The sequence below is a fragment of the Phreatobacter cathodiphilus genome, assembly GCF_003008515.1.
GTDB classification, from domain to species: Bacteria; Pseudomonadota; Alphaproteobacteria; order Rhizobiales; family Phreatobacteraceae; genus Phreatobacter; species Phreatobacter cathodiphilus.
Genome location: NZ_CP027668.1, coordinates 1,236,095 through 1,259,733, shown reverse-complemented (window position 1 = coordinate 1,259,733; position 23,639 = coordinate 1,236,095). Strand labels below are relative to the sequence as shown.

General features: G+C 68.8%; 22 protein-coding genes and 2 tRNA genes. 5 read left to right on the top strand and 19 right to left on the bottom strand.

The genetic code is table 11. The features are described 5' to 3' along the window. Positions 1 to 23 precede the first annotated feature (23 nt). From rpoB to tuf, 9 genes are all read right to left on the bottom strand, one after another. On the bottom strand, positions 24 to 4,154 hold the full coding sequence (gene rpoB / locus C6569_RS06090; protein ID WP_106748003.1) for a DNA-directed RNA polymerase subunit beta: 4,131 nt from the start codon (positions 4,152 to 4,154) through the stop codon (positions 24 to 26). A gap of 283 nt (positions 4,155 to 4,437) precedes the next feature. Then, on the bottom strand, positions 4,438 to 4,815 hold the full coding sequence (gene rplL, locus C6569_RS06085) for a 50S ribosomal protein L7/L12 (RefSeq protein ID WP_106748002.1): 378 nt from the start codon (positions 4,813 to 4,815) through the stop codon (positions 4,438 to 4,440). Between the two features lie 48 nt (positions 4,816 to 4,863). Then, the gene (gene rplJ / locus C6569_RS06080; RefSeq protein ID WP_106748001.1) at positions 4,864 to 5,382 is read right to left on the bottom strand and encodes a 50S ribosomal protein L10; all 519 of its coding nucleotides are present in this window, start codon (positions 5,380 to 5,382) and stop codon (positions 4,864 to 4,866) included. Between the two features lie 628 nt (positions 5,383 to 6,010). Continuing rightward, entirely contained in the window at positions 6,011 to 6,703 is a 693-nt protein-coding gene (gene rplA / locus C6569_RS06075; RefSeq protein WP_106748000.1) for a 50S ribosomal protein L1, read from the bottom strand. 3 nt (positions 6,704 to 6,706) lie between these two features. Further along, complete coding sequence (gene rplK, locus C6569_RS06070) at positions 6,707 to 7,135, bottom strand: 50S ribosomal protein L11 (RefSeq protein WP_106747999.1); 429 nt, start codon at positions 7,133 to 7,135, stop codon at positions 6,707 to 6,709. 179 nt (positions 7,136 to 7,314) lie between these two features. Further along, positions 7,315 to 7,845: a transcription termination/antitermination protein NusG gene (gene nusG, locus C6569_RS06065; RefSeq protein WP_106747998.1), complete on the bottom strand. Its 531-nt coding sequence runs from the start codon at positions 7,843 to 7,845 to the stop codon at positions 7,315 to 7,317. Positions 7,846 to 7,857: 12 nt separating this feature from the next. After that, positions 7,858 to 8,055, bottom strand: coding sequence for a preprotein translocase subunit SecE (gene secE, locus C6569_RS06060; protein WP_106747997.1), 198 nt, complete (start codon positions 8,053 to 8,055; stop codon positions 7,858 to 7,860). A gap of 218 nt (positions 8,056 to 8,273) precedes the next feature. Further along, a tRNA-Trp gene (locus C6569_RS06055) sits at positions 8,274 to 8,349 on the bottom strand. 121 nt (positions 8,350 to 8,470) lie between these two features. Continuing rightward, positions 8,471 to 9,661 carry an elongation factor Tu gene (gene tuf, locus C6569_RS06050; protein ID WP_106747996.1) on the bottom strand — a complete coding sequence of 397 codons (1,191 nt, stop codon included), beginning with the start codon at positions 9,659 to 9,661 and terminating at the stop codon, positions 8,471 to 8,473. Between the two features lie 242 nt (positions 9,662 to 9,903). Here tuf and cysG point away from each other — a divergent pair, with 242 nt between their 5' ends. Further along, a complete protein-coding gene (gene cysG / locus C6569_RS06045) occupies positions 9,904 to 11,367 on the top strand; it encodes a siroheme synthase CysG (RefSeq protein WP_106747995.1) in 1,464 nt (487 codons plus the stop codon). Between the two features lie 58 nt (positions 11,368 to 11,425). Here cysG and C6569_RS06040 read toward each other — a convergent pair. Further along, a tRNA-Gly gene (locus C6569_RS06040) sits at positions 11,426 to 11,499 on the bottom strand. Between the two features lie 157 nt (positions 11,500 to 11,656). Here C6569_RS06040 and C6569_RS06035 point away from each other — a divergent pair. Next, entirely contained in the window at positions 11,657 to 12,883 is a 1,227-nt protein-coding gene (locus tag C6569_RS06035) for an MFS transporter (protein ID WP_106747994.1), read from the top strand. Between the two features lie 91 nt (positions 12,884 to 12,974). Continuing rightward, positions 12,975 to 14,339 (top strand): homogentisate 1,2-dioxygenase, encoded by a 1,365-nt coding sequence (hmgA, locus tag C6569_RS06030; protein WP_106747993.1) that lies wholly within the window; start codon positions 12,975 to 12,977, stop codon positions 14,337 to 14,339. 55 nt (positions 14,340 to 14,394) lie between these two features. Here hmgA and C6569_RS06025 read toward each other — a convergent pair whose 3' ends face one another. Further along, the gene (locus tag C6569_RS06025; RefSeq protein WP_106747992.1) at positions 14,395 to 15,075 is read right to left on the bottom strand and encodes a DUF2848 domain-containing protein; all 681 of its coding nucleotides are present in this window, start codon (positions 15,073 to 15,075) and stop codon (positions 14,395 to 14,397) included. 187 nt (positions 15,076 to 15,262) lie between these two features. On the opposite strand from C6569_RS06025, the gene C6569_RS06020 reads away from it, so the two are divergent. Further along, entirely contained in the window at positions 15,263 to 15,718 is a 456-nt protein-coding gene (locus tag C6569_RS06020; RefSeq protein ID WP_106747991.1) for a cupin domain-containing protein, read from the top strand. Here C6569_RS06020 and C6569_RS06015 read toward each other — a convergent pair whose 3' ends face one another. Both C6569_RS06015 and C6569_RS06010 read right to left on the bottom strand, forming a co-directional pair. Next, positions 15,719 to 16,642, bottom strand: coding sequence for a DMT family transporter (locus tag C6569_RS06015; protein WP_146144745.1), 924 nt, complete (start codon positions 16,640 to 16,642; stop codon positions 15,719 to 15,721). Positions 16,643 to 16,668: 26 nt separating this feature from the next. Next, positions 16,669 to 17,916 (bottom strand): flavin-dependent oxidoreductase, encoded by a 1,248-nt coding sequence (locus tag C6569_RS06010; protein ID WP_106747989.1) that lies wholly within the window; start codon positions 17,914 to 17,916, stop codon positions 16,669 to 16,671. Positions 17,917 to 18,102: 186 nt separating this feature from the next. On the opposite strand from C6569_RS06010, the gene C6569_RS06005 reads away from it, so the two are divergent. Next, entirely contained in the window at positions 18,103 to 18,747 is a 645-nt protein-coding gene (locus tag C6569_RS06005; protein WP_106747988.1) for a hypothetical protein, read from the top strand. 6 nt (positions 18,748 to 18,753) lie between these two features. Here C6569_RS06005 and C6569_RS06000 read toward each other — a convergent pair whose 3' ends face one another. The 6 genes from C6569_RS06000 to C6569_RS05975 form a co-directional block, all read right to left on the bottom strand. Further along, the gene (locus tag C6569_RS06000) at positions 18,754 to 19,752 is read right to left on the bottom strand and encodes a YcjF family protein (RefSeq protein ID WP_106747987.1); all 999 of its coding nucleotides are present in this window, start codon (positions 19,750 to 19,752) and stop codon (positions 18,754 to 18,756) included. Next, positions 19,749 to 21,185, bottom strand: a complete 1,437-nt coding sequence (locus tag C6569_RS05995) for a YcjX family GTP-binding protein (RefSeq protein WP_106747986.1) — start codon at positions 21,183 to 21,185, stop codon at positions 19,749 to 19,751. The genes C6569_RS06000 and C6569_RS05995 overlap by 4 nt, the downstream gene beginning before the upstream one ends. Then, a complete protein-coding gene (locus tag C6569_RS05990) occupies positions 21,186 to 21,722 on the bottom strand; it encodes a SixA phosphatase family protein (protein WP_245898251.1) in 537 nt (178 codons plus the stop codon). A 47-nt stretch (positions 21,723 to 21,769) separates the two neighbouring features. Next, complete coding sequence (locus C6569_RS05985; protein ID WP_106747985.1) at positions 21,770 to 22,654, bottom strand: DMT family transporter; 885 nt, start codon at positions 22,652 to 22,654, stop codon at positions 21,770 to 21,772. A 99-nt stretch (positions 22,655 to 22,753) separates the two neighbouring features. Next, the gene (locus tag C6569_RS05980; RefSeq protein ID WP_106747984.1) at positions 22,754 to 23,074 is read right to left on the bottom strand and encodes a 2Fe-2S iron-sulfur cluster-binding protein; all 321 of its coding nucleotides are present in this window, start codon (positions 23,072 to 23,074) and stop codon (positions 22,754 to 22,756) included. Between the two features lie 162 nt (positions 23,075 to 23,236). Continuing rightward, positions 23,237 to 23,605 carry an Hpt domain-containing protein gene (locus tag C6569_RS05975; protein ID WP_181313932.1) on the bottom strand — a complete coding sequence of 123 codons (369 nt, stop codon included), beginning with the start codon at positions 23,603 to 23,605 and terminating at the stop codon, positions 23,237 to 23,239. Positions 23,606 to 23,639: the final 34 nt, after the last annotated feature.

Genomic DNA, 23,639 nt, shown 5'->3' with positions numbered 1-23,639 from the left:
TCTCCTCCGCAGGCATGGACGCCTTACTCGGCGGCCTGCTGTCCCACGTCGTCGTTGTCGGTGCGCACGGGCTTCGAGGTGGCGAGCTCGACGTTGAGGCCGAGCGAGCGCATTTCCTTGACCAGCACGTTGAAGCTCTCGGGAATGCCCGCCTCGAAGGTGTCGTCGCCGCGGACGATCGCCTCGTAGACCTTGGTGCGGCCGGCCACGTCGTCCGACTTCACCGTGAGCATTTCCTGCAGCGTGTAGGCGGCGCCGTAGGCTTCGAGGGCCCAGACCTCCATCTCGCCGAAGCGCTGGCCGCCGAACTGCGCCTTGCCGCCCAGCGGCTGCTGGGTGACGAGCGAGTAGGGGCCGATGGACCGCGCGTGGATCTTGTCGTCCACGAGATGGTGCAGCTTCAGCATGTAGATGTAGCCGACGGTGACCTGCCGATCGAACACCTCGCCGGTCTTGCCGTCATACAGCGTCACCTGACCGGAATGGTTCAGGCCCGCCGTGTCGAGCATGGCCTCGATGTCGGCCTCCTTCGCGCCGTCGAAGACGGGGGTCGCGAAATGGATGCCGCGCCGGGTGTTGCGGGCGAGTTCGACCAGGTTGTCCTCGTCGAGCGCGCCGATCTGCGGGTCCTCGCCGTAAATCTTGGTGAAGGCCTCCTTCAGCGGCTTCACGTCCTTCGAGCGCATGTAGGCGTCGTAGGCCTGCCCCACCATCTTGCCGAGGCCGGCGGCGGCCCAGCCCAGATGGGTTTCGAGGATCTGGCCGACGTTCATGCGGCTCGGCACGCCCAGCGGGTTGAGCACGATGTCCGCATGGGTGCCGTCCTCGAGGAACGGCATGTCCTCGATCGGCACGATGCGGGACACGACGCCCTTGTTGCCGTGACGGCCGGCCATCTTGTCGCCCGGCTGGATCTTGCGCTTCACGGCGATGAAGACCTTGACCATCTTCATCACGCCCGGCGGCAGCTCATCGCCGCGCTGCAGCTTCTCGACCTTGTCCAGGAAGCGCTGCTCGAGGCGGCGCTTGGACTCGTCGTACTGCTTCCGCATGGCCTCGATCTCGGCCATGAGCGCGTCGTCGGCGACGCCGAAGGCCCACCACTGGCCGCGCGGGTACTCCGCGAGGAGGTCACGGGTCAGGACCGTGTCCTTCTTGAAGGCCTTGGGGCCGGAGATGCCGGTCTTGCCGTCGAGAACCTCGGCGAGGCGGCCGTAGACGTTGCGGTCCAGGATCGCCTGCTCGTCGTCGCGGTCCTTGGCGAGACGCTCGATCTCCTCGCGCTCGATCGCCATGGCGCGCTCGTCCTTGTCGACGCCGTGACGGTTGAACACGCGGACTTCGACGATGGTGCCGGTGACGCCCGGGGGCACGCGCAGCGAGGTGTCGCGCACGTCCGAGGCCTTCTCGCCGAAGATGGCGCGCAGGAGCTTCTCCTCCGGCGTCATCGGGCTCTCGCCCTTCGGCGTGATCTTGCCGACGAGGATGTCACCCGCCTGCACTTCCGCGCCGATATAGACGATGCCGGCCTCGTCGAGGTTCTTCAGCGCCTCTTCCGACACGTTCGGAATGTCGCGCGTGATCTCCTCCGGCCCGAGCTTGGTGTCGCGGGCGGAGACCTCGAACTCCTCGATGTGGATCGAGGTGAAGACGTCTTCCTTCACGATCCGCTCGGAGAGCAGGATGGAGTCCTCGAAATTGTAGCCGTTCCACGGCATGAACGCGACGAGCACGTTGCGGCCGAGGGCGAGATCGCCGAGGTCGGTCGAGGGGCCGTCGGCCAGGATCTCGCCCTTCTTGACGATGTCGCCGACGCGCACCAGCGGACGCTGGTTGATGCAGGTCGACTGGTTCGAGCGCTGGAACTTCATCAGCCGGTAGATGTCGACGCCCGACTTGGTGGGGTCGAGGTCTTCCGTGGCGCGGATGACGATACGGGTGGCGTCCACCTGGTCGACGACGCCGGTGCGGCGGGCGGCGATGGCGGCGCCGGAGTCACGGGCGACGACGGATTCCATACCGGTGCCGACGAAGGGCGCATCGGCCTTCACCAGCGGCACGGCCTGGCGCTGCATGTTCGAGCCCATGAGGGCGCGGTTGGCGTCGTCGTTCTCGAGGAACGGGATGAGCGCGGCCGCGACCGACACGAGCTGCTTCGGCGACACGTCCATGAAGTCGACGCGGTCGACCGGCAGCAGCAGGGTCTCACCCGCCTGGCGGCAGATGACGAGGTCTTCCATGAACTTGCCGCTCTCGTCGATGGGCGCGTTCGCCTGGGCGACCGAGTACTTCCCCTCCTCCATGGCGGACAGGTAGATCACCTCGTCGGTGACCCGGCCGTCGCGCACCTTGCGGTAGGGCGTCTCGATGAAGCCGTACTTGTTGACGCGGGCGAAGGTCGCCAGCGAGTTGATCAGGCCGATGTTCGGGCCTTCCGGCGTCTCGATCGGGCAGATGCGGCCGTAATGCGTCGGGTGCACGTCGCGCACCTCGAAGCCGGCGCGTTCGCGCGACAGGCCGCCCGGTCCGAGCGCCGAGAGGCGGCGCTTATGGGTGATCTCGGACAGCGGGTTGGTCTGGTCCATGAACTGCGAGAGCTGCGAGGAGCCGAAGAACTCGCGCACGGCGGCGGCCGCCGGCTTGGCGTTGATCAGATCCTGCGGCATGACCGTGTCGATCTCGACCGAGGACATGCGCTCCTTGATGGCGCGCTCCATGCGGAGCAGGCCGACGCGGTACTGGTTCTCCATGAGCTCGCCGACCGAGCGAACGCGGCGGTTGCCGAGGTGGTCGATGTCGTCGATCTCGCCCTTGCCGTCGCGCAGCTCGACGAGCGTCTTGACCACGGCGAGGATGTCGTCCTTGCGCAGGATGCGCACGGTGTCCTCGGCGGTGAGGTCGAGGCGCATGTTCATCTTCACGCGGCCGACGGCCGAGAGGTCGTAGCGCTCGCTGTCGAAGAACAGCGAGTGGAACATGGCCTCGGCGGTCTCCACCGTCGGCGGCTCGCCCGGACGCATGACGCGGTAGATGTCGAACAGCGCGTCCTCGCGCGTCATGTTCTTGTCGGCGGCGAGCGTGTTGCGGATGTAGCCGCCGATGGTGACGTGGTCGATGTCGAGGGTCGGGAGGGTCTCGTAGCCCTCGCCCACCAGCATCTTCAGCATCTTCTCGGTGATCTCCTCGCCGGCCTCGGCGTAGATTTCACCGGTCTGCATGTTGACCATGTCCTCGGCGAGGTAGCGGCCCGCCAGCTCCTCGGTCGACAGGCGCAGCGCCTTCAGGCCCTTCTCGGCGAGCTTCTTGGCCTCGCGGACCGAGAGCTTCTTGCCGGCCTCGAGCACGACCTCGCCGGTATCGGCGTCGATCAGGTCGTTGACGGCCTTGAAGCCGCGCATGCGGGCGGCGTCGTAGGGCACGCGCCAGCCATCCTTCTTGTCCTTCGTCACCATGATGTGGTTGTAGAAGGTCGCGAGGATGTCCTCGGCGCTCATGCCGAGCGCATAGAGAAGGCTCGTCACCGGGATCTTCCGGCGGCGGTCGATGCGGGCGTAGACGATGTCCTTGGCGTCGAACTCGATGTCGAGCCAGGAACCGCGATAGGGGATGATGCGGGCGGCGAAGAGCAGCTTGCCCGAGGAATGGGTCTTGCCCTTGTCGTGGTCGAAGAAGACGCCCGGCGAGCGGTGCATCTGCGAGACGATGACGCGCTCGGTGCCGTTGACGATGAAGGTGCCGTTTGACGTCATGAGCGGGATGTCGCCCATGTAGACGTCCTGCTCCTTGATGTCCTTGACCGACTTCGCGCCGGTGTCGGCGTCCACATCGAACACGATGAGGCGCAGCGTCACCTTGAGCGGCGCAGCGAAGGTCATGCCGCGCTGGCGGCACTCGTCGACGTCGTATTTCGGCGGCTCGAACTCGTACTTCACGAACTCCAGCATGGCGCTGCCGGAGAAATCGGTGATCGGGAACACCGATTTGAACACGGCCTGCAGCCCCTCGTCGGAGCGTCCGCCCTTGGGCTCGTCGACCATCAGGAACTGGTCATAGGACGACTTCTGAACCTCGATGAGGTTCGGCATCGTCGCTACTTCCCTGATTTTGCCGAAGAACTTGCGGAACCTTTTGCGGCCGGTGAAAGTCTGAGCCATGTCGCCTCTCGCTTGGGCCGCCAGGCGTCGGCGGCGGCCCTGGTTCCAGCGACGGACGGGCTGACGAGAGCCGCCTCCGTCGCAGACGCCTGACCGGACGGTCCACAGGCGGGTCGATGGGCGACCCTGGACCGTCCGGTCAAACGCTGACACCTCTGTTAGCCTCGCGGTGCCCGGGGGCCCCGCATTCGAATGCACGTCCGCCCGAGGGCGGTCCCTCCCCGGTCGCCCGGGTCGGAGAAGCCCGCGCGGGCGGCCCGAAGACCGCCCGCGCGGAGCGGGATCACTTCAGCTCGACCTTGGCGCCGGCGGCCTCGAGCTGCTTCTTCAGCTTCTCGGCCTCGTCCTTGGCGACGCCTTCCTTGACGGCCTTCGGAGCACCCTCGACGAGGTCCTTGGCTTCCTTCAGGCCCAGGCCGGTGATGGCGCGGACTTCCTTGATCACCTCGATCTTCTTGTCGCCGGCGGCGGCAAGCATCACGGTGAACTCGGTCTGCTCCTCGACCGGGGCGGCGGCGGCGCCGGCACCCGGAGCGGCGGCGACGGCCACGGCGGCGGCGGCGGAGACGCCCCACTTCTCCTCGAGCATCTTGGCGAGCTCGGCGGCCTCGAGAACGGTGAGCGACGACAGCTCGTCGACGATTTTGGCAAGATCAGCCATTTCCAACTTCCTTTTGAACGGTTCGAACCGGTTTGAGTGAGAGAAGCCTCACGCGGCCTTGTCTCGGTCGGCATAAGCGTTGAACACGCGAGCCAGCTTGGCGGCGGGCGCGGTCGAGAGCTGGGCGATCTTGGTCGCGGGAGCCTGGATGAGGCCCACGAGCTTGGCGCGCAGTTCGTCGAGCGACGGCATGGTGGCGAGTGCCTTCACACCGTCCGCGTTCAGAGCGGTCTTGCCCATGGCTCCGCCGAGGATCACGAACTTGTCGTTGATCTTGGCGAAGTCGGACGCGACCTTCGGAGCCGCGACCGGATCCTGGCTGATGGCCAGAATCGTGGGGCCCTTCAGGAGGGCTCCGATCGACGCGACGTCCGTGCCTTCGAGAGCGATCTTGGCGAGGCGGTTCTTGGTGACCTTCACCGACGCGCCCTGGGCCTTCATCTTGCGACGGAGGTCCTGCATCTGCGCCACGGTGAGGCCGGAATAGTGAGCGACGACGACGACGCCGGAGGTCTTGAAGACCTCGTTGAGCGTGCCGACCAGCTCCTTCTTTTCCGTGCGATCCACGTTTGCTCTCTCTGGTCGGGGCTTCCTTGCGGAAAACCCCGGGTTGCACCTGCCGATCACCGCCGCCGACGAACCGGCATGGGAGATCGACGTTCGGCCCTGTCCCCTCTGGAACACCGCGGGATGAAATCCCTCGGCCGAGGTGCCGTGAGTTCGAACCCTTCCCTCGGCGTTTCCGCCGGTGAAACGGTCTTCACCCGTCTGTGCAGGCTTTCGCGATTAAGAGGGGAGACCCCCTCGCCTGCAGTCTCGGACAGGACGATCCGGTCTCGCGATCCCGGGTCCTCGGACCCTCGTGGGACAACTCCACCGGCCTTGCCGCGCAGGTTTCCCGGCGCGGAAGCTCTTCACAAAACTCGTGTCGGACTCCTGATCAGGGTCCGGGAACCACTCCCGGCGTCTCCTGTGACGGATGCGACCCCTTCAAAACGGCGAATCGCGATCCACGGCCCAAACGCAATGAGGGCGTGGTTGCCCACACCCCTAGCCGGCGTCGTCTAGCAAAGGCTGTTCCACTTGCCAAGTGGGGCGGGCCATTTTTTTGGCCAGCCCCACGGCTGGTGCAGGTCTGCATCCCGGACGCACGACCGGTCGGGGCACGCGCGCGGGGCGCGTGCCCTCGGCGGCATCAGGCGTTCAGCACGCTGGCCGGATCGACCTTCACGCCGGGGCCCATGGTCGAGGAGATCGCGATCTTCTGGACATAGGTGCCCTTGGCGCCGGTCGGGCGGGCTTTCACGACGGCGTCGGCGAAGGCCTTGATATTCTCCACCAGCTTGCCCTGGTCGAAGGAGACCTTGCCCACGGCGGAGTGGATGATGCCGGCCTTCTCGACGCGGAACTCCACCGCACCGCCCTTGGAGGCGGCGACAGCCGACTTCACGTCCATGGTCACCGTGCCGACCTTCGGGTTCGGCATCAGGCCGCGCGGGCCGAGTACCTTACCGAGGCGGCCGACCAGGCCCATCATGTCCGGGGTGGCGATGCAGCGATCGAAATCGATCTTGCCGCCCTGGACGATCTCGAGCAGGTCCTCCGCGCCGACGATGTCGGCACCGGCCGCCTTGGCTTCGTCCGCCTTGGCGCCACGGGCGAAGACGGCGACGCGGAGCGTCCGGCCGGAACCGTTCGGCAGGTTGCAGACGCCGCGGACCATTTGGTCGGCGTGGCGAGGGTCGACACCGAGATTCATGGCGATCTCGATGGTCTCGTCGAACTTCGCCGTGGCGCGGTCCTTGACGAGCTTCACGGCATCGTCGATCGCGTAGGTCTTGGCGGCGTCGATGCCCTCGAGGGTCTTACGATAGCGCTTTCCGCTCATGGCTTACCCCACCACCTCGAGGCCCATGGAACGGGCCGAGCCTTCGATCATCGACGAGGCCGATTCGACCGTGTCGCAGTTCATGTCGACCATCTTCGCCTTGGCGATCTCGGCGATCTGGGCGCGCGTGATCTTGCCGATGAAGCCCTTGCCGGGGGTCGTGTGGCCCTTGTCGATCTTGGCGGCCTTCTTCACCCAGTAGGTGACCGGGGGCTGCTTCATCTCGAAGGTGAAGGAACGGTCCTGGTAGGCGGTGATGACGACCGGAATCGGCATCCCCTTCTCCATCTGCTGGGTCTTCGCGTTGAAGGCCTTGCAGAATTCCATGATGTTGAGGCCGCGCTGACCGAGAGCGGGACCGATGGGCGGGGCGGGGTTAGCGGCCCCGGCCGGCACCTGCAGCTTGATGAATCCGACGATTTTCTTCGCCATGATGTCCTCCTGACGCGCCCTGGCGGGCGGTCGGTTGGGTTTCGTGGTCGGGGTCGGGACGGTTGGCGAACCGCCGCCCCTCGCCTCCCACGGGTGAAGGAGAGACGGCTTCCCGCCTCCCCGTCGGCGACCGAAAGGCCGCCGTCCGCCGCCGGCACGAGGCCGGTGGCGCTATCGGGTCAGAGCTTGTCGACCTGACCGAATTCCAGTTCCACCGGCGTCGGCCGGCCGAAGATCGAGACGGCGACCTTGACGCGGGCGCGGCCGTCGTCGACCTCCTCGATGAAGCCCTCGAAGGAGGCGAAGGGACCGTCGTTGACGCGCACCTTCTCCCCGACCTCGAAGGTGATCGTCGTCTTGGGACGATCGACGCCCTCCTGGACCTGCTGGGCGATACGCATCGCCTCGGCCTCCGGGATCGGCATCGGCTTCTTGTCGGCGCCGAGGAAGCCGGTGACCTTCGGGGTGTTCTTGATCAGGTGGTAGGCCTGATCGGTCATGTCCATCTTCACCAGGACATAGCCGGGGAAGAACTTGCGCTCGGTGTCGATCTTGCGGCCGCGGCGCACTTCCGTGACGCGCTCCTTCGGCACCAGGATGTCCTCGAAGAGCTCGGACAGGCCGCGCTGGGCCGCCCCCTCACGGATGGCCTCGGCCACCTTGTTCTCGAAGTTCGAATAGGCGTGGACCACGTACCACTGCTTCGCCACGGACGGGCTCCCTCAGCTGCCGAGCGACAGGAGCGCCTGGACGCCCCAGCGGATCACCGAATCGGCGACGAAAAAGAAGATCGCCGAAACGATCATGAAGATGACCACCATCAGCGAGGAGATGCCGACTTCCTTGCGCGTCGGCCAGGTGACCTTGTTGGCCTCCTGGCGGACCTGCTGCATGAACTCGACAGGGTTGGGTTTCGCCATGGTGAGAATCCGGACAGGGCCGCACACCGCCCTCACCCATGGCGGGTGAAAGCCGGCGCGTCGGCCCGGAAAAAGGAAACGCGTCCCGCCGGATGTCCGTCACCGGGCCGGCAGGGAGTGGCGTCTGCTACCCGATACGGAACGGATCGTCAAGGAACGGAGGGCCGCCGCGGCAACGAGAAAGGCCCGGCGCATGGTCGCACCGGGCCTTTCGAAAGTGGCAGGGGCTGGGGGATTCGAACCCACGACCTGCGGTTTTGGAGACCGCCGCTCTACCAGCTGAGCTAAACCCCTAGAGGAGAGCCGAGGATATAGTCTGCCCCGGCGCTCCGATCAATCACCGATCACGCGATGATGGAGGCGACGACGCCGGCGCCCGCATCAGGAATGCGGCTCGCCGCATTCCGTCGTTCAATCACTCGATGATGGAGGCGACGACGCCGGCGCCGACGGTGCGGCCGCCCTCACGGATGGCGAAGCGCAGCTTCTCCTCCATGGCGATCGGCACGATCAGGCTCACCGTCATGGCGATGTTGTCGCCCGGCATCACCATTTCCGTGCCCTCGGGAAGGGTCACGATGCCCGTCACGTCGGTGGTGCGGAAGTAGAACTGCGGACGGTAGTTGGTGAAGAACGGCGTGTGGCGGCCGCCCTCCTCCTTCGTCAGGATGTAGGCCTCGGCCTTGAACTTCGTGTGCGGCTTCACCGAGCCCGGCTTGCACAGCACCTGGCCGCGCTCGACGTCCTCGCGCTTCGTGCCGCGCAGCAGCGCGCCGATGTTGTCGCCCGCCTGGCCCTGGTCGAGCAGCTTGCGGAACATCTCGACGCCGGTGACCGTCGTCTTCTGCGTGTCGCGGATGCCGACGATCTCGATTTCCTCGCCGACCTTCACGATGCCGCGCTCGACGCGGCCGGTGACCACCGTGCCGCGGCCCGAGATCGAGAACACGTCCTCGACCGGCATCAGGAAGGGCTGGTCGATCGGGCGCTCCGGCTGCGGGATGTAGGCGTCCACCGTCTCCATCAGCTTCAGGATGGCGTCACGGCCGATCTCCGGCGAACGGTCCTCGAGGGCGCAGAGGGCCGAGCCCTTGGTGATCGGAATGTCGTCGCCCGGGAACTCGTATTTCGACAGCAGCTCGCGAACCTCGAGCTCGACCAGCTCCAGGAGCTCGGCGTCGTCGACCATGTCCACCTTGTTCATGAACACGACCAGAGCCGGAACGCCGACCTGGCGGGCCAGCAGGATGTGCTCGCGGGTCTGCGGCATCGGGCCGTCGGCGGCCGACACGACCAGGATCGCGCCGTCCATCTGGGCCGCGCCGGTGATCATGTTCTTCACGTAGTCGGCGTGGCCGGGGCAGTCGACGTGGGCGTAGTGGCGGTTCTTCGTCTCGTACTCGACATGCGCCGTCGAGATCGTGATGCCGCGCGCCTTCTCTTCAGGCGCCTTGTCGATCTGGTCATAGGCCGTGAAGGTCGCGCCGCCCGACTCGGCCAGCACCTTCGTGATCGCAGCCGTCAGCGACGTCTTGCCGTGGTCGACGTGACCAATCGTGCCGATGTTGCAATGCGGCTTCGTGCGTTCGAACTTTTCCTTGGCCATCGGTCGTGGTCCTTCGGCTGCCAAAATACGGGCGTGCCCGCGGTGGGCGGTCGGTTACGGGTTTTCGCAGTTCTGTTCAAGTGCAAATTGGAGACGGGGGCGCGACATGGCGCGCGGGCCGGCCGGACGGGCGCCGTTGCGGCGCTGCGGGAGAGGCTCTTGCGCTGCGGCGGAGCTCTCCTAAGATCGCTGCGCCGGCTCGGGCCGGTCCAGGATCCCGTCCGCCACCGTCAGGGAGCGCCATGACCACGTCCGCCGCGCCCCGCGGAACAGAGCCTGCCCGCATCGGCGCCATCGCGACCCTGCCGCTCTTCCACAAGCTGCGTGGGCGCCGCGTGGTTCTCGCCGGCGACAGCGAGGGCGCCTCCTGGAAAGCCGAACTGCTCGCCGCGGCCGGCGCCGATCTCCACGTCTTCGCACCCGCCTCCCCCGGCCGATTCCATCATGTCGCAGCCTCGGACGGGGGCGGCGTCCATGTCCACGAGCGGGCCTGGACGCCCGGCGATCTCGACGGCGCGGCACTCGCCGTGGCCGACGTCGAGTCGGACGAGGAGGCAGCGGCCTTCGCGGCGGCCGCCCGTGCCGCCGGCGCCGTCGCCAACGTGGTCGACCGCCCGGCCTTTTGCGACGCCCAGTTCGGCGCCCTGGTCAACCGCTCGCCGCTGCTCGTCGCCATCTCGACGGACGGGGCGGCGCCGGTCTTCGGCCAGGCGGTCCGCGCCCGCATCGAGGCGCTGCTGCCGCGGGGCCTGCAGGCCTGGGCCCAGGCGGCGCGCGACTGGCGCCCGCTGGTGCAGGCGCGCGGCGCCGCCTTTTCCCTCCGCCGCGCCTTCTGGCAGCGCTTCACCGACCTCGCCTTCTCAGCGCCCGAGCGCGCCCCCGCGGAGGCCGACCGCGACGCCCTCCTCGCCGGCCTCGACCGCCAGCAGGCGGCGCCGCCCGAGGGGCGCGTGCTGCTGGTCGGCGCCGGCCCCGGCGATCCCGACCTCCTGACGCTGAAGGCGCTGCGGGCCCTGCAATCGGCCGACGTCATCCTGTACGACAATCTCGTCACCGAGGGCGTGCTGGAGCTCGCCCGCCGCGAGGCCCGCCGCGTTGCCGTCGGCAAGGTCGGCCACGGCCCCTCGGTCAGCCAGGCCGACATCAACGAGCTCATGGTTTCGCTCGCCCGCGAGGGCCGCACGGTGGTGCGCCTGAAGAGCGGCGATCCCGCCATCTTCGGCCGCGCCAACGAGGAGATGGCGGCCTGCCGCGCGGCGGGCGTGCCCTTCGCCATCGTGCCTGGAATCACCGCCGCCCAGGGGGCCGCCTCGGCGCTCGGCCTGTCGCTGACCGACCGCGACTTCGCCCAGCGTCTGCAATTCGTCACCGGCCACAGCCGCAAGGGCGAATTGCCGGAGAGCATCAACTGGTCGGCCATTGCCGATCCCGCGGCGACGACAATCATCTACATGCCGCGCCACACGCTGCGCCGCTTCGCCGCGCGGGCCCTCGAATCGGGGCTCGCCGGCACCACCCCCGCCCTCGCCATTGCCGCCGCGACCCGGCCGGACGAGGTCCACGTCGCCGCCGCCATCGCCGACCTGCCCGACCGGGTGGAGGATCTGCCGGCCGCCCTCCCCGTCCTCGTCGTCATCGGCGAGGCGGTGCGGGGCGTGCGCGAGGCGGCTGCGACGCGCGCGGCCGAGGTCGATGCGCCGGCGTGAGAGGCACGGCGAGCCACCGCCGGGCTTCGGCAGGCGAACGCTGAAGAGGCTTGGAAGCTGGAGCGGGTAGCGGGAATCGAACCCGCGTATTCAGCTTGGAAGGCTGCTGCTCTACCATTGAGCTATACCCGCGCCGAGACGGCGAGTGACCACATTTGCGCGGCGGGATCAAGAGGCGCCGGTCTGCCGTGCACACGCCCCCCTTGTCGCGCGGCCGCGTTGCCGGCTTGATCCTCGGCCCCGCATCGGTGCCCGTGCGGATCCACGACCGACAGGGTCCGCCCGCTTCATGCCCGATCCCGCCCTGCTCAAGCCCGACAGCATCCGCCTCCTGCCGCTGGCGACGCCGCTGGCGGTGACGCAGATCATCGGCTGGGGAACGACCTTCTGGCTGCCGCCCATGCTCGCGGGACCGCTGGCACGCGAACTCGCCATGCCGACCGAGGCAATCTTCGGCGGGGTCACGGTGATGCTGCTGGTTGGCGCGGCGGTGGCGCCGCGCTTCGGCCGCCTGGTGGACGCCTACGGAGCCCGCTGGCCGATGGTGGCGGGATCGCTGTTCCTCGCCCTCGCCTTGCTCGCCATCGCCCATGCGCAGGGGACGACGACGTATCTCCTCGGCTGGATGCTGATCGGCCTCGGCATGCCGCTGGTGCTTACCCAGGCGCCGGCCGCCGCCATCGCGCAGATGGCGGGCCCGAAGGCGCGGCAGGCGATCGGCCTGCTCATGCTGCTGGGAGGCCTCTCCTCCAGCGTGTTCTGGCCGCTCGGCACCTGGCTTGAGCCGACCCTCGGCTGGCGCGGCATGTGCCTCGTCTTCGCCGCCCTCAACCTCGCGGTCTGTGCCCCCGTCCACGCCATCTTCGTGGCGCCACTGACGCGGGAGGAGGACCGCCCGGCGCGCCATGTCGCGGGAACGGCGCCGGCCCCGGCCCTGGCCCCGGAGCGGCGGCGTGCCGCCTTCGTGCTCATGGCCGGCACCTTCTCGCTGACCGGTTTCATCTCCTGGGGCCTGCCGCTGCAACTCGTGGAACTGCTGCGGATGTCGGGCCATCCCCTGGCCTTCGCCGTCTTCGTCGGCAGCCTGATGGGACCGGCACAGGTCGCCTCGCGCCTCGCCGAGATGATCTTCGGCCGCGCGGTCGGTATCCTGACCGTCGGCCTCATCGCGACGGGGCTGATGCCCTTCGCCATGCTGCTGCCGGTGCTCGGGCCGGCCTCGGCGCCGGCTGCGGTGGCCTTCGTCCTGGCCTTCGGCCTGTCGGCGGGTGCCATGACCGTGGTGCGCAACGTCGCTCCCCTCGCCCTGTTCGGCAAGGAGACCTATGCGACCATGAGCGGGCGGCTGAACCTGCCGCTCAACGTCGCCTTCGCCATGTCGCCCATGGTGTTCGCCTTCCTGATGCGGCAGGCCGGACCGAACGCGACGCTGCTGTTCGCCTTCGGCACGGCGCTGGTGGCGCTCGGCATCATGGCTATGCTGCAGCGGCGCTTCGGCCGCGACGCCCTCGCCTGAGCCGAAGACGCGAAGCGCCACGGGGACACCCGTTTGACGATAGTTGCAACTGCAACTAAATGAATGAGGCGACAAGAACCGGAGGAACGCCATGACCCTGCAATATGTGACGGGCTTCGTGCCCACCGACGGCCGCGGCGGCGGCACGCTCCAGTACATGTCGGGCTTCGGAAATTCCTTCGAGACGGAGGCCCTGCCAGGCGCCCTGCCGATCGGCCGCAACTCGCCGCAGAAGTGCAATTACGGGCTCTATGCGGAGCAGCTCTCCGGCTCGCCCTTCACCGCCCCGCAGGCGACCAACCAGCGCTCCTGGCTTTACCGCATCCGCCCCTCGGTGAAACATTCCGGCCGCTACCGGAAGGTCGACAAGGGGCTGATGCGCACCGCGCCCGAGGCCCGGAACGAGAGCGACCTGCCGATCAACCAGCTGCGCTGGGACCCCACCCCGATCCCCGCCGACCCCGTCACCTTCGTCAACGGCCTGTGGACCGTGACGACGGCGGGCGATTCCGACACCCAGGTCGGCATGGCCGCCCATGTGCTGGTCGTCACCCGCTCCATGGCCAACGAATACATGTTCAACGCCGACGGCGAGTTCCTCGTCGTCGCCCAGGAGAATCGGCTGCGCTTCTGCACCGAGTTCGGGATCATCGAGATCGAGCCGGGCGAGATCTGCATCATTCCGCGCGGCGTGGTCTTCAAGGTCGAGCTCGTCGACGGGCCGGCCCGCGCCTATGTCTGCGAAAATTACGGCGGCGCCTTCACCGTGCCGGACCGCGGGCCCATCGGCGCCAACTGCCTGGCCAATTCACGCGACTTCCTCACCCCCGTGGCGGCCTACGAGGATCGCGAGGAGCCCTCAACCATCTATGCCAAGTGGGGCGGCGAGCTCTATGCGGCGCCGATCGACCAGTCGCCGCTGGACGTCGCCGCCTGGCACGGCAACTACTACCCCTACAAATACGACCTCAGGCACTTCTCGCCCGTCGGCCCGATCCTGTTCGACCACGCCGATCCCTCGATCTTCACGGTGATGACGGCGCCCTCCGAGACGCCCGGCACCGCCAATGTCGACTTCGTCATCTTCCCCGAGCGCTGGATGGTGGGCGAGAACACGTTCCGCCCGCCCTGGTACCATCGCAACCTGATGAGCGAGTTCATGGGGCTCATCTACGGCGTCTACGACGCCAAGCCGGAGGGCTTCGTGCCGGGGGGCATGAGCCTGCACAACTGCATGCTGCCGCACGGGCCGGACATGACCGCCTTCGAACATGCCAGCAACGCGGAGCTGAAGCCCACCAAGCTGACGGGCACCATGGCCTTCATGTTCGAGACGCGCTTTCCGCAGCGCGTGACGAAGTGGGCCAGCGAACTCTCCACCCTGCAGCCGAACTACACCGACTGCTGGAAGGATCTGAGGAAGCACTTCGACCCGACGCGCAAGGAGCCGAAGTAGGGCGGGCGGCGGGCGGGAGCAACCGGCCCCGTTCGCCACCCTTCGCTTCGCCTGATCAGCTCACCACGGGCAGGTCCACGATGTCGTAGGCGTGGGCGATCGTCCTGTTCAGCACCGGGTCGATCAACTCCATCTCGAAGCGCGCCGCCGGCCGGATGCCGCCGATGGCGCCGAGCGTGCCGCCGAACATGAGGGTCGCCGGCAGCAGGGTGTCGCGGCCGGTCCACTTGGCGATGAGGTCCGGGGGCGGGCGGAGCTGGGCGAGCGGCCCTTCTTGGTAGAGCACGCGCTCGCCGCCGATCACCGCATGGGCGCGCAGCATGAGCTGGTCCCAGTGGGGCGCGACCTCCTCGTATTTCCACAGGATGGTGCCGACCGGCTTGGCGCACATCTGCTTGGACAGGGCGATGCCGTAGGTCTCGGCCTTGCGGTCGGTATGGTCGGAGCCGACCGTCACCCAGAGCCCGTCGGCGAGCGACAGGACGACCGGCTCGATCTCGCCGGAGGAATCGGGGCCGAGCACCTCGACGCGCCGGCTCTGCGTGACCAGCGCGGCGGCGCCGCGGTAGAAGACCGGCACGGAGGACGGCGGCGGCACGCCGATGGCGGCGAGTTCGTGGATATGGTGCTGGATCGCGGCCTCGTCGCGGCCGGCCCAGCCGGCGACGACCAGGGTCTCGAGTTCGACGGCGATGCGGTCGGAGCGGCCGGCGGCGTGGCGGGTGAAGGTCAGCATGGCGGGAAAGATCCTCGAGGGCGACGAGGAGGGATAGCGCGAGTGAGGCCGCGCCGCCATGGCCTGCTGCGGCCGGGCCCGTCGCAGGGCTGCAAGGCAGGCCCGCTAAGCTTAACGCGGGGCGGCGGTTGCCGTCGCCCGATGCATGCGGTTTGATCCGCGCCGACGTCTTTCAGAGGGGACAATCATGCAGCCGATGAGCGCCGGCATCACCAAGGCCGGAACCGGGATTGACGGGATCGTCTGGAACATTCTCGGCCAGACCTATGTGCCCAAGCAGGTCAGCGAGACCTCCATGTCCTGGCACGCCACCTTCCCGCCCGGCACCTTCGTGCCGCCGCACATCCACCCGACCCAGGACGAGTTCATCTACATGCTCGAGGGGCGCTTCGACCTCGTGCTGGAGGGCAAGGAGTTCGTGGCGACCGCCGGCGACCTCATCCGCCTGCCCATGGGCCTCGCCCACGGCATCTTCAACAAGACCGACCAGACGGTGAAGTGCTTCTTCTGGGTCTCGCCGACCCGCAAGCTCTACGACCTGTTCTGGGGCATCCATTCCCTGCCCGAGCAGAACCCGGACGCCGTGGTGGCGCTCTCGGCCAAGCACGAGGTGGTCTTCCTGCCGCCGCCGCCCGGCGCGTGATCAGGACGGCGTCGCCCGCGCCTGCGCATAGGTGACGAGGGCGACGCCGACGACGACGACGACAGCGCCCGCCCATGTGGCGGGCGCATAGGTTTCGCCGAGGATCAGCGTGCCCGCGACGAGCCCCACGGCCGCGGCGGCATAGCCGATCTGGCTGAGATAGACCGGCCCGCCCACCTGCTGCAGGCGGAAGAACATGGCGAGGTTGGCGCCCGTGGCGATGATCTGCGCGATGATGAGACCGGGCACGCCGAGAACCCCGGTAAGGCCCTGGACCCCCTCCCCCGACGCGAAGACGGCCGTCAAGAGCAGCGCCGCCGCCACGATGTTGATGGCCGAGGCGAGCGAGAGCGAATCCGCGCCCGCCGGCCAGTTGTGCGACCGGTAGACGTTGCCGGAGGCCAGGCAGACCGGGATGCACAGGGCCAGCAATACCCAGCGCAGCGAGGTGTCGCTGCCGGCGCCGTCGCCGCGAAAGGCGATGATGACGAGGACGCCCGCCAGACCCACGACGATGCCGACGACGCCGAGAAGCGGCGGCACGCGCCGCGCGACGATGGAGGCGACCGTCAGCGTCAGGATCGGCGAAAGGGCGAACATCATGCCCGCCAGACCGGCGCCGATCTTCGGAATCACCACGTAGATGATGAGGTTGGGGATGACGAAGGAGACCAGCGCCGCGATCAGGTAATAGACCCGGTGGCGCGGCGACGGCGCACGCCCCCTCGCCACCGCGCCGATGGTGAGGAGGATGCTGGCGCCGAGCGTCGAGACGAAGACCCAGGAGGCCGGCTGCACGCCGGCCGCAGCCGCCAGTTTCTGCAGCGGCAGGGTCGCGCCGAGACAGATCCCGCAGCCGAGAAGGAGAAGCGCGGCCTCGCGCATGCGGGCATTGGCGATCATCGGGAAACCGTCCGGGGGCACGGCGGCCCCCGACCGTGTCGAGGAGGTCAGGCCGCCTTACGGTTGACCTTGTCCTGCGAGAAGCCCGCCGTCGAGGCATAGCCGCGCACGATGGCCTTGCGCTCCTCGAAGGACAGCACCGTGTCGATGTCGGTGAAACCCTCGGGCGCGCGCTCCTCCACCGCGTCGATGACACCCTCCGGGCCGCCCTTGCGGTTCATGCGCACGATCTGGGCGGTCGCCGGCAGACGTTCCTGGTCATAGGCCCACAGCGCCTGGACCGGATGGTCGGCGGACACGAGGAGGTCGGCGAGGCAGCGCGCGTCGAGGATCGCCTGCGAGGCGCCGTTGGAGCCGACGGGATACATGGGATGCGCAGCGTCGCCGAGGAGCGTCACGCGGCCGTGGCTCCAGCGCGGCAGCGCGTCGCGATCGCACATCGGATATTCCCAGAACTCGGGCGTCGCCTCGATCATCCGCTGCGCGTCGAGATAGGGCAGCGAAAAGCGCTTGAGATAGGGCATGATGTCCTCGAACCGGCCGGGACGCGACCAGTCCTCGCGGCGCGGCGGCGTCGCGTTGTTCTCGCCGATCTTGGCGGCGATGGCCCAGTTGGTCAGCTTCCGCCCCGGGGCGAGGCCCTCGGCGATCGGATAGATCACCAGCTTGGCGCTCATGCCGCCGGCGATCACCATGGAGCGGCCGGTGAGGAAATCCGGCCAGTCCAGCGCGCCGCGCCACAGCATGATGCCGTTCCAGGCGGGCGGGCCCTCTTTCGGGAAGAGCGAGCGGCGCACGGTGGAGTGGATGCCGTCGGCACCGATCAGCACGTCGCCATGGGCGGTGCGGACATGGCGGCCCTCGCGGTCGAAGAACCAGGCGGTGACGCCGCCGTCGTCCTGCTTCCAGGCGCCGAGCCGGTGGCCGGTGAAGATGCGGCTCTCGCCGAGCCGCGCACGGACCGCCTGGTGGATGACGGTCTGCAGCCGGCCGCGATGGATGGAGAACTGCGGCACGTCGAAGCCGGCCTCCACACCGCGCGGCTCGCGCCAGATCTCCTGGCCGAAGCGGTTGGTGTAGATCAGTTCGTGGGTGCGGATGGCGACGTCGTCGAGGCGCGGCAGCAGGCCGAGCCCGGCCAGTTCCTTGATCGCGTGCGGCAAGGTGTTGATGCCGACCCCGAGCTCGCGGATTTCGGAGGCCTGCTCGTAGACCTCGCAGCCGATGCCGCGCTCGGCGAGCATGAGGGCGGTGGTCAGTCCCCCGACACCGCCGCCGACGATGATGGCCTTCATGGAACACTCCCGACGCGAAGGCGAAAAAACGTGCGGGGATCATGGCTTGGGCCGGCCGGCGAGGCAAGGCCGCAGGCCCCGGCGGAGGGCGCGCGGCGGCCCTGCGGCGATGCGACCTCGCGGTAAGGTTACGCTGGGCGCGCTCGCCGCCTTCCGCTGCGTCCAAGCCGCGTGTAGAGACGCGCCATGACCCGTTCCGCCGCCCCTGCCGACGCCACCCCGGACGACACCGCCCTGTGGCGCGACGCCGAGGGGCGGCCGACCTTCCGCCATCGGCCCAAGCTCATCGGGCCGGAGATCAGCTTCACCATCGAGGAGCGCGATCTCGCCTGGTCCGACGGGCGCTCCTCCGGCCGGCTGCCGCTGCACCAGATCGAGAGCGTGCGCCTCGTCTTCCGCCCGGCCAATCTCTACACCCGCCGTTACCGGCTGGAGGTGCGCCAGCGCCTGGGCAAGACGATCTGGTTCTCCAACGTCTCCTGGCGCGGCATGGTGGAGATCGAGGCCCATGACGCGCCCTTCGCCGCCTTCGTGCGTGTCCTCTGCGCCACCATCGCGCGGACCTCGCCCAAGGCGCGGTTCATCGCCGGAGAACCGGCCTGGCGCTACGTGATCATCGCCGCGACGACCGCGGGCCTCGCCGTCTCGCTCGCCTATCTCACGGTGCAGGCGATCCGCGCGGTCAACTGGGGCCTGATGGGTCTCGTCGTCTTCATCGGCGGCTACACGGTCTGGCAGATGTCGCTGTGGCTGACCAAGAACCGGCCCGACGACTTCGACCCGCTGGACCCGCCGGCCATTCTCCTGCCCGCCGCCAAACCCCGGCCTTGAGCCGCCTCAGCCCTTGTCGCCGCGCAGGGTGATGGCGTCGCCGACGAGGTCGCGCACGTCCGGCCGCGGCGCGCCGATATAGGGCAGCGGGCGCGACACGGCGATGGCGGTGATGCCGAGGCGGGCGGTGAGCAGCCCGTTCAGCACCCCCTCCCCCAGTTTGGCGGAGAGCTTCGCCGCCAGGCCGTGGCCGACGATCTGGTCGAGCACTGTGTCGCCGGCCGCCATGCCGCCGGTCACCGCCATGTGCGCGAGGACGTGGCGGATGAGCTTGACCATGCCCAGCGTGCCCGGCCGGCCGCCATAGACCTCCGCGATGCGCCGGATGAGCCTGACGGCGGTGGCGAAGACCATGGCGAGGTCGACCGCCGCGCGCGGACTGACGGCGGTGACGACAGAGACGCGCCGCGCCGCCTCGGCCACGAGCCGCGTCGCCTCGCGGTCGAGCGGCTCGATGAGCTCGCGCTCGACGATCCGCAGGCGCTGGACGCCGTCGATGATGCCCTCGGCGAATGCGGCCTGGACGGCCGTGCGACCACGGGCTGTGCGGGCGTTGACCGCCATGGCGGCGAGAAGGTCGCTCGCGACACGGGCGGCGGCCCGGTCGTCCTTGTCGAGGAGCGCCCGCGCCGCGCGTTCGCGCAGCGTGTCGAGGCGGGCGAGGCTGCGCAAGGCGAAGACCTCGCGCCCGAGCAGGGCGAGGCCACCGATCAGGAAGAGCACGAGCGCCGCGACGCCGGCCCAGCCGAGCCAGGCGGCGCGGTTGAACAGGTCGTCGATGAGCGTCGACACGGCAATGCCGAAGGCCAGCGAGACGAGGCCGCCGAGGCCGGTCCAGAACAGCCGCGTCCACAGGCTCGGCCCGGCGGGCGGCGGCGCCGCCTCTTCGGCAATCACCGACTCCGCCGGCCGGTCGACCACCGGCGCGTCGCTGGGCGGGGCGATCTCGACCTCATCGGAATCGAGGCGGAAGACCTGCGGTTTCAGGGGCGGGGCCTTGCTCATGCCAGCCGGTCTCCGATGAGGAACTCCACCGCGCGGTCGAGGCGGATATGCGGCAGGGCCTGGGTCGGATCGGCCTTGGGCGGCAGGAAGCGGACGAAGCGATAATCCTCGCCGCGGAAGGCGTCCGGCCCGGCGAAGAGCCCCGTGGGGTCGGCCGGCAGTTCGCCCGGGAATACCGCCACCTCGCGGGAGCCGTCGAAGGTCTCGCCGCCGGCCTGCTCGCCCGGCATGGGCGTGCCGACGATGCAGGGCAGGCTCTGGCCGCGTCGGGTGACGGTGGTTTCGCGGGTGGCGCGGAGGGAAGCCAGCGCGACGGGCTCGACGCGCGCGCCGGCGAACTCGGCGCGGCGGATCGCCCGGTCGGTCAGGCGCTTGAGCAGCGCCTCCAGCCGGTCGTGGCTCGTCTGGTGCAGGTGGTCGGCCTTGGTGGCGGCGAAGAGGATGCGGTCGATGCGCCGTGCCAGCATGGAGGACAGGATGGAATTGCTGCCCGGGCGGAAGGCGGTGAGCACGTCGGCGAGCGCCAGTTCGAGATCAGCGAGCGCCGCCGGCCCCGCATTGAGCGCCGCGAGCGCGTCGACCAGCACCACCTGACGGTCGAGCGTGGCGAAATGGTTGGCGTAGAAGGGCATCACCACCAGCCGCTTGTAGCTCTCGAAGCGCTTCTCCATCAGCGCGGCGAGGCTGTCGCCGGCGGGTTCGCGGCCCGCGAGGTCGAGAGGCGCGAAGGTGAGCGCGGGCGAGCCCTCCATCTCGCCGGGCAGCAGGAAGCGCCCGGGCGGCAGGGTGGAGAGCGAGACGCGCTCGTCGCGGCAGGATTTGAGGTAGCGGGTGAACTTGTCGGCGAGGCGCCGGGCCTCGGCTTCCCCGCCCTTGCCGAAGGGCTCGACCTCGTCGGTGGCGGTGAGCCACTCTTCGGCGAGTGCGGCGCGCGGCGGGCGGCGGGCCGCCTCGATGCTGCGCCGCGACCATTCGGAATAGGACTGCGCCAGCAGCGGCAGGTCGAGAAGCCACTCCCCGGGATAGTCGACGATGTCGAGGGTGAGGGTCTTCTCGGTTCCCCGCATGAACCCCGCATTCGATGCGAAATCAATGGCCAGGCGGATTTCGCTGATGCGCTTTGTCCCCTCCGGCCATTCCCGCGGGCCGGTGAGCGTGGCCAGGTGATCCTCGTAGGGAAAGCGGGGAATGCCGTCGTCGGGCTGCGGCTCCAGGCGCACGCGCGCGATGCGCCCCTGCGCCTGTGGCTCGAAGACCGGCCAGCGCGAGGCCGTGAGCAGGCCGTGCACCAGAGCGGTGATGAAGACGGTCTTGCCCGAGCGCGACAGGCCGGTGACGCCGAGCCTCAGGGTCGGATTGACCCAGTCCGTCGCATAGGCCGCGATGGACCGCGCCGCGAGCCGCGTCTCGTTCACCCAGCCGGTCCAGACCATCTATTCGGCCTCGCTGTCGAGGTCGCGCGGCACGGTGAACGAGACCAGCGTGCCGCAGCGGGGAGCAAGATCGGCCCAGCGGTCGATGGCGCAGTCGATGACGGCGAGCCCGCCGGTCGGGTATTTGCGCGACAGGCGGCGACGCTGGTCCGGCGGGCCGCCGCCGACGATCTCCTCGCAGAGGCTCTCGATCCCGGGATTGTGGCCGACGAGGAGGAGCGTTCCGACCTCGTCCGCCGTCTCGCGGATGACGGCGGCCAGCAAATAAGCCGGCGCCTCGTAGATCCGGCCGTCTTGCTCGCCGGGGGGAAGCTGGACGAGGCCGGCGCTGGCCAGGGCCCAGGTCTCCACCGTGCGCGCAGCGGGGGAGACGACCACCCGGTCGGGAACCAGGCCTCGGTCGAGGATCATCCGACCCATGAGCGGCGCGGCGCGGCGTCCGCGCGGGGCGAGCGGGCGCTCGAAATCGACCATGCCGGCCGGCCAGTCCGATTTCGTATGCCTGAACAGGATCAGCCGGCGCATCGTGGTTCCCATCGCCCTTCATGTGCCCCCTCCCCGACGCAGGGGCAAGGGCCGCGGCCTCAGCCGGCGCGTCGGGAGCGCCGCTCCGACCAGATGAGATAGAGGCCGCTCGCGACGATGATCGCCGCCCCGAGAAAGACCTGCGGGCCGGGAATGACCGAGAAGACGAACCAGCCCGCGGCGACCGACCAGAGGAGCTGGGTATATTGCACCGGCGCCGAGACGGAGGCCGAGGCGAAGCGGAAGGCCATCAGCATGAAGGACTGGGCGACGAGCTGGATCACCGCGTTGAGGGCGATGACGCCGAGGAGCCAGAGCGGCACGGGCTGCCAGCCCGGCAGGGCGAAGCAGAGCGAGATCAGGCAAATGAACAGGTTGAAATAGAAGAGGACCGAGAGCGTCCCCTCGGTCTTGCCGAGCGCCCGGATAGCGACCATGGCGCCGCCCCAGGTGGCGGCCGAGAGCACGGCGAGGAGCGCGGCGACGGAGACGCCCTCCGGCCCCGGCCGGATGATGACGAGGGCGCCGAGGAAGCCGACGGCGACGGCGATCCAGCGGTTGAGGCCCACCGGCTCGCGCAGGACGAGGCCGGAGAGCGCCACGACGAAGAAGGGCGTGACGAAGAGGATGGCGGTGGCGACCGGCAGGTCGAGTTCCCGCAGGGCCTCGAAATAGGCGAAGACGGAGACCGCGGAAAGGCTCGCCCTGAACAGGTGGGCGAAGGGGCGGCGCGTGACGATGGTGCCGCGGCCGCGCAGCATCTGGACGAGGACGATGGGCGTCAGGATGGCGAGGCCGGAGCCGCTGCGCAGCGCCATGATCTGCCAACTCGGCAGTTCGGTGACGATGATCTTGAGGATCGTGTCGGCGACCGAAACGAGCGTGAAGCAGACGAACTGGGCGGCGATGGCGGCGAGCGGCCGTTCGGCCGTCTGGGGGGGCATGCGCTTGTCTCCGCGCGTCTGCCCGCCATCAACCGGGTTCGGCGTCTCTTGCCAAGACCGATCGGCACATGGCGCCCCTGCCGGAGCAGGGGCGGCGCCTCAGCCCTGCCGCTCGGGGGTGTGGATGATCAGGCCGGCCATGGCGTCGGTGATCTTGATCTGACACGACAGGCGCGAGGTCGGCTTCACGTCGAAGGCGAAGTCGAGCATGTCCTCCTCCATGTGGGAGGGCTCGCCCGTGGCTTCCTTCCAGGCGTCGTCGACATAGACGTGGCAGGTGGCGCAGGCGCAGGCGCCGCCGCATTCGGCGACGATGCCGGGAACGCCGTTCTTGATGGCGGCTTCCATGACGGTGGAGCCGGCAGCGGCGTCCACCGGCCGCTTCTCCCCGGCGTGGTCGATGAAGATGATCTGAGGCATCGGCTCCCTGCCCTTCCCGTGACGTCGGCGGACCCGGCACAGGTCCCGACACGAAGAAACCGCCGCTACGGCCGCGCGGCGGTTCCCATGGACGTCACATAGCGAAAGGCATGCCGGTCCGCCAGTGGCGGGCGGGCATTCCTTCCGCGCGAGCGGGCCGGTTCAGGCCGCGCGCAGCAGCGTGGCGATGAAGCCGTTGGCCTCGGCCACCGCGCTCTCGAGACGGGCGAGGTCGTCCCACGCGCGCGAGGAGAGATGGTCGACCTGATCGCATTCGACCGCCTCGGCCGCCTGGGCGACGCCGAAGGCGCCGATGCCGAGGGCCGAGCCTTTGAGCGTGTGGGCGGCCTCGGCCCAGGTCTTGGCGTTGGTGGCGTTGCGCAGGCGCTCCAGCATGGTGCGCGACTGACGCTCGAAGAGCACCAGTACCTCGCGCTCCAGGTCGTGGTCGCCGAAGGTCTGCCGCGACAGATGGGTGAGGTCGACGGGCAGGCTGCTGCCCAGATGTTCGTCCGACATGATACGCGCCATGGTCATTGTGTCCCCTGTTGACGAAGGCCGCCCC